Source organism: Bacillus sp. FSL K6-1218 (assembly GCF_038006445.1).
Lineage (GTDB): Bacteria > Bacillota > Bacilli > Bacillales > Bacillaceae_G > Bacillus_A > Bacillus_A thuringiensis_S.
The window spans coordinates 4,130,835-4,142,462 of the sequence record NZ_JBBOVE010000001.1 but is presented as its reverse complement, the minus strand read 5'-3'; the positions used below and the strand labels follow the sequence as shown (position 1 = coordinate 4,142,462).

The following is an 11,628-nucleotide window of genomic DNA, read 5'->3' as shown; positions in this document are numbered from 1 at the left end:
AATGAAAGTTGGAACAAACGATTTATATTAAAATGCGCAATCGTTTAAAAGTTTCTCCTACTTATGAAGTAAAGCTGGGCGATGTTGCTCAACTTGCCGGAGATTCTTCCGTAGTTGAGTTGTTACAAAATGAGATAGTTTACAAAATAACAGCGCATGATAAGACGCATGTTGTAATTGATGTTATGAAAGTAATTGAGATTATTCAACAGAAAGCATCTCATGTACAAATTAATTTACTCGGTTCTGGACAAACTCTTGTTGAAATTATATACGAAAAAAAGAAGGCGCATCCAGTTTTTTTCGGGCTTGTATGGCTGTTACTTTTCATTGGAGCGGCCCTTGCGATCATTTATTTCCATGAAGATGTAAGTATGCAACAAGTACATCAACGGTTATATTACATGATTACTGGAGAATTTAATGCGCAACCACTTTTATTTCAAATTCCTTATTCTTTAGGTCTTGGCTTAGGGATGGTTTTATTCTTTAATCATGTATTTCAAAAGCGAATTAATGAAGAGCCAAGTCCGCTAGAAGTTGAGATGTTTCAATACCAACAGTCACTTGATCAATATGTAATCGTTAATGAAAACAAGGATAATATGAAACAACTTACCGATGATTGAGTCTGGATTTGTTATTTTAATTGGTTTAGCTGGAGGGATTGCGGTAGGTAGCGGATATGTCGCATTTTTAGCTGTACTTGGTATAATCCCCCGTTTAGCCCAATTAACGAGAAGTGGAAAGCATATTCAATATTTTGAGTGGGCAGTCATTGCAGGTACTTTAACAGGGGCTTGGTGCAGTTTGAAAAACATTACATTTCAAACGTCGCAATATTGGCTCGTTATATTAGGGATATTTTGTGGCACGTTCATTGGAATGCTTGCTGCAGCATTAACAGAGGTGTTAAATGTTCTACCTATTTTAGCGAAACGAGTAGGGGTAGAGGGGAAGATTGTTGTTTTACTCGTTGCTCTTGTACTTGGGAAAGTAATAGGCTCGTTGTTTCACTGGATTTATTTCGTAAAGTAGGAGGCAGTATATAAATGACAAGTCAGAAATTGAAGGATGATTACATAAATAAAGTGAAGGAGTATCATCCAAAGCCAAACTATTTACTAAATTGTATCAAAGCATTTCTTGTAGGTGGACTCATTTGTACAGTTGGAGAAGTATTGATGAAATTTTATATACATTATTTTCACTTCAGTGAACAAGAGGCAGGAAACCCCACTGTTGCAACTCTTGTTTTATTATCCGCGATTTTAACAGGGTGTGGTGTATATGATAAAATCGGTCAATTTGCTGGAGCAGGATCAGCGGTACCGGTGACAGGATTTGCAAATTCTATGGCGAGTGCTGCCTTAGAGCATAAGAGCGAAGGGGTTGTTCTAGGGATTGCTACAAATATGTTTAAACTGGCAGGAAGTGTAATTGTATTTGGGGTTGTTGGTGCATATATCATTGGGTTAATAAGGTATACCTTTAAAGTTTTTATGTCTTAAAGGAGGGGCTAGTATGAGGTTAACCGGAAAACAAACGTGGGTATTTCAAAATGATATATATGTGAATGCAACGGGTACTGCTGTCGGTCCGAAAGAAGCTGAGGGCCCTCTTGGAAAAGATTTTGATATTTCATACGATGACTTGCATTGTGGAGAGGAAAATTGGGAGCTCGCCGAACGAAGATTAATGTCAGACTCAATTCAACAAGCAGTGCAAAAAGGGAATATAAAAACATCGCAAATTGATTTCTTTTTAGCGGGAGATTTATTAAATCAAACAGTGACAGCAAATTATGTTGCGCGTAAGTGGGGCATTCCTTTTTTAGGAATGTTTAGCGCTTGTGCGACGTCTATGGAGACTTTAGCAGTTGGCTCAGCTTTTATAGACGGTGGATTTGCAAATCGTGTCTTAGCTACAGTAAGTAGTCATAATGCAACGGCTGAAAGACAATTTCGCTATCCAACAGAGTATGGTGGGCAAAAGCCAGGGACAGCAAATTCAACTGTGACTGGTGCAGGATCTATATTAATTAGCAATGAAAAAAGTGCAATTAAAATTACGGCGGCTACAATCGGAAAAGTGCAAGATTTAGGAATCACAAATCCTTTGGATATGGGGGCAGCGATGGCTCCAGCAGCAGCTCATACAATTCAACAGCATTTTGAAGATTTAAGAAGAAGTGCCGATGATTATGATTTGATTGTTACGGGTGATTTATCAGCTGTTGGGACGCCGATTGCAAAACAACTTTTACTTGAGGAAGGTTACGATCTTGGGCATATATACAATGATTGCGGATTGATGATTTATGAATCAAGTCAAGAAGAAGTGTTTGCAGGTGGTAGTGGTTGCGCTTGTTCAGCAGTTGTCACATATGGCCATTTATTACACGAGATGCAAAAAGGGAATTTACAACGAATTTTTGTCGTTGCCACTGGCGCATTATTAAGCCCGATGATGATGCAACAGAAAGAAACGATTCCAACAATTGCACATGGTGTCGTATTTGAAAGAGTTAAAGGAGAGTGAATTGTGGATTTTATATATGCATTTCTTGTAGGTGGAGCTATTTGTGTAATTGGGCAGCTATTGTTAGATTTCGCAAAGTTAACACCAGCTCATTTAATGGCAACTTTTGTAGTCATCGGAGCAATTTTAGATGGATTTGGATTGTACGATAAACTAATAAAGTTTGCAGGTGCTGGAGCAACAGTCCCTATTACAAGTTTTGGACATTCACTATTGCACGGAGCAATGCATGCAGCAGAAAAACATGGATATTTAGGAATTGGTATTGGCATGTTTAGTTTAACATCTGCGGGCATTTCCGCAGCGATATTGTTTTCGTTTTTTATAGCACTTATATGTAAACCGAAAGGATAAATCAAATGAGACGAAGGGTTGTTTTGGTCACAGATGGAGATGAATATGCAAAGCGGACAATTGAGCTTTTAACAAAGGAATTTGGGGGAAGGTGTATTTCAGCATCACAAAGTAATCCAACCAAATTGACAGGGAAAAAAGTTGTTGAGCTTATTATGCAAACGCCATATGACCCTGTATTTGTCATGTTTGATGACAGTGGATTTATTGGAGAAGGATCTGGTGAGAAGGCTTTAAAATATGTGGCTACCCATAAACAAATTGATGTGCTCGGAATTTTAGCAGTAGCGTCTAATACGCATCGTTGGGAATGGGCACGTGTAGATGTAAGTGTAGATCGGAATGGGAATTTAACCGAATACGGTGTTGATAAATTTGGACTTCCAGATGGTGAAATTGGCAGGATTAGTGGAGATACAATATATTGCTTAGACGATTTAAATGTTCCTGTCATTGTTGGAGTTGGTGATATTGGTAAAATGTGCGGGAATGATGAATGGGAGAGAGGGTCACCTATTACTAGAAAAGCGATTCAATTAATTTTGGAAAGGAGTGGTTTTTATGACGAAGCCTAAAAAAGTGGATATCCCTATATCAACTTTCATAAGTGACAATGAAAATTATTTAAAGCAGACAGTTGGACTAGGCGTTACATACGATGTTGGCATTCGTAAATTTCAAATTTTGAATAAAGAAATTGGTGTGTTATTTGTAAACGGACTTTGTGATACAAATTATATTATCCCTATTTTAGAAGAAGCGGTGGATACAAATGAGATAAGGGATGTAGAAGAAGATACAGTGAAGCTTTTAGAGAATCGCTTAATCCATCAACAAGTAAGCAAAGTGAAAACGATGGATGAGGTAATGCTCCAAGTATTATCAGGACTCATTGTGATATTTGTGGAAGGTGAAACGGAAGCGTTCGCGATCGATGTTCGTAGTTATCCAGGGCGAACACCGACAGAACCAGATACCGAAAAGGTAGTACGCGGCGCGAGAGATGGATTTGTTGAAAATATCGTTGTAAATACAGCATTAATTCGTAGAAGAATTCGAGATCCACGTCTTCGAAATGAAATTATTCGAGTAGGAGATAGATCACAAACGGATATTTGTATTACATACGTTCAAGATGTTGCAAACCCAGACTTAGTAAAGATTATAAAACAAGAATTAAATAACATCGATGTAGATGGAATTACGATGGCGGATAAAACAGTAGAAGAATTTGTTGTAAAGCAAAGCTATAACCCATTCCCACTTATTCGATATACAGAAAGGCCAGATGTAGCAGCAAATCATCTACTAGAAGGGCATGTGTTAGTACTCGTTGACACATCACCAAGTGCTATGATTACACCGACAACATATTTTCATCATTTACAGCATGCAGAAGAGTTTAGACAAAATCCAGCTGTCGGTACATTTTTACGCTGGGTGCGCTTTTTAGGTGTTATATTCTCGTTATTTTTATTACCATTTTGGTTAGTGTTTGTATTTGATCCAACTCTTTTGCCACCAAATCTTGCTTTTATTGGACCGACTAAGATGACACATTTACCAATTTTATTACAGGTGTTAATGGCAGAGGTCGGACTTGAGTTTTTAAGGATGGCAGCCATTCATACTCCAACGCCGCTATCGTCTGCAGCAGGGTTGATTTCCGCTATATTAATTGGGCAAATTGCAATTGATGTAGGTTTGTTTGTGCCAGAAGTAATTTTGTATGTAGCGGTTTCAATGATTGGTGCATATGCAACACCGAGTTATGAATTGGGACTTGGAAATAAGGTTGGGAAATTGTTTGTTATTATTTTAACAGGTCTCTTCCATGAGATGGGATTTGTAATTGGTATGACGATATTAATTTTATTTTTAACGTCTATAAAAAGTTTACAAACACCTTATTTATGGCCGTTTTTACCATTTGATTGGGGCGCATTAACAAAAATTTTACTCCGTCCAACAATGTCTAGTTTAAAAGTACGACCAAGTATAGTAAGACCTCAAAATGTAAAAAGACAAAAATAAACGGGATTATGTACCCGTTTATTTTTTTTAGTAAAAATTTATTGTTTTTTAACAAAAATCAAACATTTTTTGTGTACACTTAGAGTAGATATTGTGTATGGAAGGGGAAGAGGACATGATTAAATTATTTGTAAGTGATTTAGATGACACGCTCGTTTACGATGTGAATCATATGCAAAAAGAAGATGAACGTGCGCTGTGTTGGTTAGCTGAGAAAGGGACAAATATTTGTTTTGCCTCTGGCCGCTTTACACACAGAATTGATGAAGTTGTAAAAAGGTTTTCATTCCCATATTACACAACTGGCTTAAATGGAGCGACAATGTTATTTCCGGATGGGAATTTATTTCATGAATCGAGTTTTGAAAATGCGGCTGCCCAGGAAATATATCGATATATACATAAAAAAGGACTAGCGGATATTGTTTGTGCAAATGAGCAGCGATATACAAAAAGGAAAAATGAACATCACCATAATTTTGAAGCGTATATGGGCGTGCATATCGCTGAAATTGAAGCGTTAGAAGAAGAGTTTGGTAAGACTGTACACCCTGCAAAATTGTTTGTTTTTGGTGAAGAAGAGAAAATTGTGACGCTAGATCAAGAGCTACGAGATACGTTTCAAGGCGAAGCGGAAGTTTTTATATCAGGTAAACGCTATGTTGATATTATGCCAAGGGGCGTGAGTAAGGGGAGTGCTCTAAAGCGACTAATGGACCATTTGCAAATTGAAGCAAATGAAGTTGCTTGTATTGGAGATTCTTTCAATGATATTTCTATGTTTGAAGTAACCCCGCATTCATTTACTCTTCATCATGCCCATCCATATGTAAAGGAGAAAGCAAATCATATAGTGCGTTCGGTTGAAGAGGCTGTTATGAAATTACCGTTACTTGTATAAAAAAGAAGCCCGTCACTGGCGGGCTTCTTTTTTACTTGAATAAAGATTTAACAAAATCAATGATACTTGAGAAGAAATCTTTCACTTTATCTAGAAAACTTTGTCCTTCTTCAGATCCTAAAAAGGCAGAAACGTGTTCTTTTGCTTTGTTTAATTGACTACCAACTTGATTCCAATCGATATTAAGATTCTTCATTTTATCAAATAACGATACTAAGTTATCTAACTGTTCATCTGTTAATGTAATGCCTAATTGATCAGCAATTTTTTTAATTAATGAACGTAAATCTTCTGTTGTTTTTGGCTGTTCTTTTGCAATTTCTTCTTTAATTTTTGCAACAAGTTGAACTGCTTTTTCTTCACCAATTTTATCACCAAGCTGGGCTGTTTGTACCATTTCTTCATTCGCTACTTTTTTTACTTCTTCAGGAATTTGTTTATTGGACGCAGTTTCGTATGCTTTCATTAATCCAGTTAAAGCTGCAGTTCCTGAAACTTTAAAAGGTGCAGTAATTTGAATTTCTGCATCTTTTACACCTGCTGTAATCAAAGCGTTAGTGTACATTGCATCTGTTACCCAGTTAATATTCTTTGATCGTACAATAAGACCAGATCCTGGTTTTGTGTATGTAATCATAGAAGAAGAAATTGCTCTCGTACCAATTTGTGCTTTTGGAACAATGCCTTCTAGAAATTTATGTTCTTCCGCATTAGATACAGTAATAATTGTAGCATCTTTCGGTGCTTTCATTTCTTTTAACAGATCTTGTTTTTGTTGTTCAGATAAGTTCTCTCCTAATGTAACAATTGATTCTCCCTCGATGATGTCTGCAAATGAAGCTGTTGGCATCATAAATACCGTTACAGCTAATAGCAGAGCTAGTAATTTCGTTTTCACGAAAAATCGCTCCCTTTCTCTTTCTAAAATTTTCGGGCAACAAAGTTATTATAGTATATATTTCTTATTTGTCACCTAGCTTTTTCCACATTTCAAAAAAGAAGTATCTAGATTGTCGGATTCTTTTTGTTTCTAGTCATGAATGTGGTAATATAGTGCTGAGATAGTTGAAAGGAGACATATACGTATGAAAACTTTAGGATACATATTAATGGAAAACGGTGAAAAAATCGACTTGGAATTTTTCCCAGAAGAAGCACCGAAAACAGTAGAAAACTTTAAAAAATTAGCAGAGCAAGGATTTTATGACGGTGTTACATTCCACCGTGTTATTCCTGGTTTCGTAAGCCAAGGTGGAGACCCAACAGGTACAGGTGCAGGTGGCCCAGGTTACTCTATTCCATGTGAAACTGATGGAAACCCTCATAGACACCTTGTAGGATCACTTTCTATGGCTCACGCTGGTCGTAACACAGGCGGTAGCCAATTCTTTATCGTTCATGAGCCACAGCCGCATTTAGATGGTGTTCATACTGTATTCGGTAAAGCAACAAGCGGTATTGAAACAGTATTAAAAATGCGTCAAGGCGATGTAATGAAAGAAGTTAAAGTTTGGGAAGAGTAAGGTAAGGAAAAAGAGAGCTTTTGCTCTCTTTTTTTACTTTTAAATGGGACGGGGTACTTCTTCTGCAGCTCATCATACAAGTAGTATTGTTGCTAAAATATATTGCTTGTGAGAACAAACCTTTAACAAATTACATAGAATACATTACATTATATGTTTCAACAAATATTTTTTGTTATATTAATTTTGCTAGAATAGTGCTACTTTAGGGTAACTATTAATGAAGTGATGTTGAATGATATGTTTTTTTCCATTCCGTATAAAATTTTCTTTTTTACTCTATTTATTAAAGGAATAGTGCTGAAACATAGATTTGACTTTCTTCTTTTCGCTTTGTATGATTATCAAGTTGTTTTAGGCTCTTCTCACTCTGTTGAAAATATTGTAAAATGAATATGATATGAAAAGAGTGATTGAGGGGATTACTAGTTTGTAACTTTTGTAAGAAGGGATAAGGGTTATGTTAATTCGTTTTAAAAAAAGTTATGAAAAAATTGCAATGGGGCTTCTTTCGTTTATGCCAACTGAAAAAGATGTGAAAACATTACAATTGACAATGAAAGAATATGAAGCAAAAGATGATTGGCAATTGTATTTGTGGAAAGAGAATGAAGATTTTGTTGGAATAATGGGGATTGTAAAAAAAGAGAATCAAGTATTAGAAATTCAGCATTTGAGTGTGAATCCGTCTCACCGTCATGTGGGGATTGGAACGAAGATGGTTCAAGAGTTAAAGAATAAATTTCTTGAGTTTACAATTTGCGGAAATGAGCAAACGGCAAATTTTTGCGAAAAATGTAAAGGGCTAGAACAAAATATACATTCGTGAAAGCAGAGATAAGTAGTTTATTATCTCTGCTTTCTTTTTTGTAATTGTTCGTTTCGTTCAGTAATGACTTCTGTGCGATCACGCAAAGTGTGCTTGTTTATAATATATTCACCCGGGATAGCATTCAAGTCTTTCCAAGGGAGGTTTTGTTTTTGACATAACTCTATGCACTGCTTCTCTAACGATGAATCTGATAAGGGTAAAAATAAAGGTACAAAACGTTCTTTTTTATGGATAGATTGCAATCTTTCATTGAGCAAGGAAAGAAGTTGTACTTGATTAATTCCTAAACGTTGTAAAGACACACCGCTTTTTTCTAAAATTGTGATTGCGCTTTTCATCATTTTTGTGGAACCATTCCAGTTAGCACGTCTTTGGTGGTATAAAGAAACTGCAATTTGAATGAGACCAACTAAGTAATGATCACGATTTCCTCGTGGTTTTGTCTTCCAGTACTCTTCTAGTATTTCGTGGCATTCAAAATAGTCGTAATCTCCTTGGAAATGAATTAAAAATTGTATGTATTCGGTAGGATACATGTGTTCTCGCCCCTATCTAACGGTTATACATATAAGTGTATCATAGAAATATGAACAATAAACGACTAGGAGATTTCCCCCTAGCCGTTATTGTTCATATTAGCAGAAGCAAGCTGCTCCTACAATAATTAGTAAAATAAACAGTACAACAAGTAATGCGAACCCACCGCTAAAACCACAATCAACGTGACCCATAGTTTTTTGACCTCCTACATTGTTCTTACTACACTGTTATCATATGAAGTGGTGGGCATGATGACATAGGCATCGGTCTATTTTTAATTAAATTTCTTAAAAAGGTTGGATAGAACATGAGTATGCTCTATACTTATGTTGTTATAGAAAAAATGTGGTGGGATGCTTTGTGCAATATAATTTTAAAGTAGAGGCTTTTGAAGGGCCTTTAGATCTATTGTTACATTTAATACATCGTTATGAAATTGATATATATAATATTCCTGTAGCAGATATTACAGAGCAATATTTATCTTATGTGCATACGATGAAAGAACTTCAATTAGATGTTGCAAGTGAGTATTTAGTAATGGCCGCAACGTTATTACAAATTAAAAGTAAAATGTTGTTGCCGAAACATGAAGAAGATGTACTTGATAACGGTGATGATTTTATAGATGATCCTCGTCAAGAATTGATGGAGAGGTTAATTGAATATAAGAAATATAAGCAAGTTGCTACTGAGTTAAAAGAAAGAGAACAAGAAAGAGCACAGCTATATACACGTCCACCAATTGACTTTACATCGTTGCAACAAGAAGAAGAGACAAGCTTGCCTCTTGATGTTACGTTATATGATATGCTAGCGGCATTTCAAAAATTAATGCGCCGTAAAAAGGCAAAAAAACCTGTAACAACACGTATTACTCGTCAAGAAATACCAATTGAACAGCGAATGACTGATATTTTAAAGCAGTTAAAAATAAAGGGTGGTCGCCAAAGTTTTTATGATTTGTTTGTTGATGATGAACGTGAAATAATGGTTGTAACATTTTTAGCAGTTCTGGAACTTATGAAAAATCAACAAATCATAATTGAGCAAGAACATAATTTTGATGAAATTTTCGTATCAAGCTCTAATAAATCTACATAGGGCAAGTATGTGAAATTGGGATAGAAACACTTTATCTCATGCTATGTTTTAATGTATCGTTTGGAACAAGAGAAAAAATATTGAACCGAACGCATTGATTGTGATTCGGTTTTTTGATGTGTATTTTTATGGGAAAATAGAAGGAAGGAGCTCGTGAAATGGATAGGAAAGAACAAAAGTCAATTATTGAAGGCCTTTTATTTGTTTCTGGTGATGAAGGGATTTATCCAGAACAAATAGCGAAAGTTCTTGAAATTGAAATGAATGAAGTAATTAATATTTTAGAAGAAATGCAACAAGAATGTGAAGGTGCAAACCGTGGTTTGCAAATTGTACAGTATGCAAAAGTATATCGTTTTGCTACAAAGAAAGAACATGCTTCATATTATCAAAAATTAATAGATACACCAACAGCTGCTTCGCTCTCACAAGCTGCTCTCGAAACGTTAGCGATTGTTGCATATCGTCAACCAATCACAAGGACTGAAATGGAAGAGATTAGAGGAGTTAAAACCGATAAGGCGTTACAAACGTTGGTTTCACATTTACTTATAAAAGAAATGGGAAGAGCGGAAGGACCAGGGCGTCCTATTTTATACGGAACAACAAAAGAATTTTTGGACACATTTGGATTGAAAACATTAGATGATTTACCGCCGCTTTCTGAAGAGAATGAACAAATGAATGAAGCGGATTTATTCTTCGGTTCCTTACAAGAGATATCGAAATAAAAGCTTAGCATTTTGCTAAGCTTTTTTGTATATCAATTATTTACAGTGCCATACTAAATGAAAAAAGGAGACGAGTTATGAGAGGTATGCGGATTATTCTATTATTAGTTTCTGTTTTATTATGTTTTTCTTTAAATAGCGCATCAGCTAAAAGGTATATGATGTCCATTCATACTACGTCTCCTTTACATATGCATCGGCAACATCTTAGTAAAATGAAAGTGAGCTTTTTAAAAGTGGGGCAAGGTGATGCAACACTTATTATAATGCCAAACGGACAAACAATGTTAATTGATGGAGGACCTTATGAAGCAGGAGAGGTTATTATTCAGAAATTAATTGAGAAAGGGATTAATCATTTAGATGTAATTGTCAGTACGCATCCCGATATGGATCATATAGGGGGGCTAATTCCAATTGTAGAGCAAATGCCGGTATCGCTTATATTAGATAGCGGAAAAACATATAGTTCTCTTACTTATCATACATATCGGAATAATATTAAAAAAAGAGGGATACCTTTCGTTTCAGTAAAGGAAGGGCAATATATACCGCTGGATCCACATGTTTCTATACAAGTATTAAACAATGGGAAATCAAAAGATGAAAATAATGAATCCTCAATTGTTTTGAAGGTACGATATGGAAAAGCGGATTTTTTATTAATGGGTGACGCGGATGTACGGACAGAACATGAAATATTAAAACAATTTGATGTACATGCAGATGTTTTAAAAGTGGGGCATCACGGCTCTTATACTTCAACAAGTGAAACGTTTATAAAAAAAGTGGAACCGCAGTTTGCTATTCTGTCTTACGGGAGTAGTAATCCGTATGGACATCCTCACCAAAGTGTAGTAAAACGCTTAAAAAGGCACGGTATAATGGTACATAGAACTAATAAACGTACAGTAGAAATAGAAACAGATGGTGAACATGTTATGTTAGAATCTAGTGGGTTAATGCCATTGTTGAAGTGATTTCTATATTAGGGGTGGATACTGTCCCTTTTTGGAAAAATGAATATTATATATTATAGTTATAAGGGACGTAAGAAATTTCCTTTTT

The 11,628-nt window shown here is 35.7% G+C and carries 16 protein-coding genes; 13 read left to right on the top strand and 3 right to left on the bottom strand.

Annotated elements, in window-relative coordinates; translation table 11 throughout:
* The first annotated feature begins 8 nt into the window (after positions 1-8).
* The 8 genes from MHI26_RS21000 (at position 9) to MHI26_RS20965 (ending at position 5,830) form a co-directional block, all read left to right on the top strand.
* Positions 9-629 carry a stage V sporulation protein AA gene (locus MHI26_RS21000; RefSeq protein WP_061666334.1) on the top strand — a complete coding sequence of 207 codons (621 nt, stop codon included), beginning with the start codon at positions 9-11 and terminating at the stop codon, positions 627-629.
* Positions 622-1,038: a stage V sporulation protein SpoVAB gene (spoVAB, locus tag MHI26_RS20995; protein WP_000572939.1), complete on the top strand. Its 417-nt coding sequence runs from the start codon at positions 622-624 to the stop codon at positions 1,036-1,038. Before MHI26_RS21000 ends, spoVAB begins: the two co-directional genes overlap by 8 nt.
* A gap of 14 nt (positions 1,039-1,052) precedes the next feature.
* Positions 1,053-1,511, top strand: a complete 459-nt coding sequence (gene spoVAC / locus MHI26_RS20990; protein ID WP_061666335.1) for a stage V sporulation protein AC — start codon at positions 1,053-1,055, stop codon at positions 1,509-1,511.
* Between the two features lie 13 nt (positions 1,512-1,524).
* The gene (gene spoVAD, locus MHI26_RS20985) at positions 1,525-2,541 is read left to right on the top strand and encodes a stage V sporulation protein AD (RefSeq protein WP_001241139.1); all 1,017 of its coding nucleotides are present in this window, start codon (positions 1,525-1,527) and stop codon (positions 2,539-2,541) included.
* Between the two features lie 3 nt (positions 2,542-2,544).
* Positions 2,545-2,895, top strand: coding sequence for a stage V sporulation protein AE (gene spoVAE, locus MHI26_RS20980; RefSeq protein WP_000345907.1), 351 nt, complete (start codon positions 2,545-2,547; stop codon positions 2,893-2,895).
* A gap of 5 nt (positions 2,896-2,900) precedes the next feature.
* A complete protein-coding gene (locus MHI26_RS20975) occupies positions 2,901-3,470 on the top strand; it encodes a stage V sporulation protein AE (protein ID WP_001254418.1) in 570 nt (189 codons plus the stop codon).
* Positions 3,457-4,929: a spore germination protein SpoVAF gene (spoVAF, locus tag MHI26_RS20970; protein WP_000165594.1), complete on the top strand. Its 1,473-nt coding sequence runs from the start codon at positions 3,457-3,459 to the stop codon at positions 4,927-4,929. Before MHI26_RS20975 ends, spoVAF begins: the two co-directional genes overlap by 14 nt.
* A 97-nt stretch (positions 4,930-5,026) precedes the next feature.
* Positions 5,027-5,830, top strand: coding sequence for an HAD family hydrolase (locus MHI26_RS20965; protein ID WP_003307772.1), 804 nt, complete (start codon positions 5,027-5,029; stop codon positions 5,828-5,830).
* 31 nt (positions 5,831-5,861) lie between these two features.
* On the opposite strand, the gene MHI26_RS20960 is transcribed toward MHI26_RS20965, so the two are convergent.
* Positions 5,862-6,728, bottom strand: a complete 867-nt coding sequence (locus tag MHI26_RS20960) for a DUF1002 domain-containing protein (RefSeq protein ID WP_000850515.1) — start codon at positions 6,726-6,728, stop codon at positions 5,862-5,864.
* 187 nt (positions 6,729-6,915) lie between these two features.
* Here MHI26_RS20960 and MHI26_RS20955 point away from each other — a divergent pair, with 187 nt between their 5' ends.
* Both MHI26_RS20955 and ribT read left to right on the top strand, forming a co-directional pair.
* Positions 6,916-7,353 carry a peptidylprolyl isomerase gene (locus MHI26_RS20955; RefSeq protein ID WP_000853782.1) on the top strand — a complete coding sequence of 146 codons (438 nt, stop codon included), beginning with the start codon at positions 6,916-6,918 and terminating at the stop codon, positions 7,351-7,353.
* 460 nt (positions 7,354-7,813) lie between these two features.
* Entirely contained in the window at positions 7,814-8,182 is a 369-nt protein-coding gene (gene ribT / locus MHI26_RS20950; RefSeq protein WP_000908400.1) for a GNAT family N-acetyltransferase RibT, read from the top strand.
* 20 nt (positions 8,183-8,202) lie between these two features.
* On the opposite strand, the gene MHI26_RS20945 is transcribed toward ribT, so the two are convergent.
* Both MHI26_RS20945 and MHI26_RS20940 read right to left on the bottom strand, forming a co-directional pair.
* Positions 8,203-8,721 carry a DUF309 domain-containing protein gene (locus tag MHI26_RS20945; protein WP_061666336.1) on the bottom strand — a complete coding sequence of 173 codons (519 nt, stop codon included), beginning with the start codon at positions 8,719-8,721 and terminating at the stop codon, positions 8,203-8,205.
* Positions 8,722-8,820: 99 nt separating this feature from the next.
* The gene (locus tag MHI26_RS20940; protein ID WP_000510194.1) at positions 8,821-8,916 is read right to left on the bottom strand and encodes a YjcZ family sporulation protein; all 96 of its coding nucleotides are present in this window, start codon (positions 8,914-8,916) and stop codon (positions 8,821-8,823) included.
* Positions 8,917-9,085: 169 nt separating this feature from the next.
* On the opposite strand from MHI26_RS20940, the gene scpA reads away from it, so the two are divergent.
* From scpA to MHI26_RS20925, 3 genes are all read left to right on the top strand, one after another.
* Positions 9,086-9,829, top strand: a complete 744-nt coding sequence (gene scpA / locus MHI26_RS20935) for a segregation/condensation protein A (RefSeq protein ID WP_001199754.1) — start codon at positions 9,086-9,088, stop codon at positions 9,827-9,829.
* A gap of 158 nt (positions 9,830-9,987) precedes the next feature.
* Positions 9,988-10,560, top strand: coding sequence for a segregation/condensation protein ScpB (gene scpB, locus MHI26_RS20930; RefSeq protein WP_000375171.1), 573 nt, complete (start codon positions 9,988-9,990; stop codon positions 10,558-10,560).
* Between the two features lie 77 nt (positions 10,561-10,637).
* On the top strand, positions 10,638-11,540 hold the full coding sequence (locus MHI26_RS20925; RefSeq protein ID WP_001214827.1) for a ComEC/Rec2 family competence protein: 903 nt from the start codon (positions 10,638-10,640) through the stop codon (positions 11,538-11,540).
* The last annotated feature ends 88 nt before the right edge of the window (positions 11,541-11,628 follow it).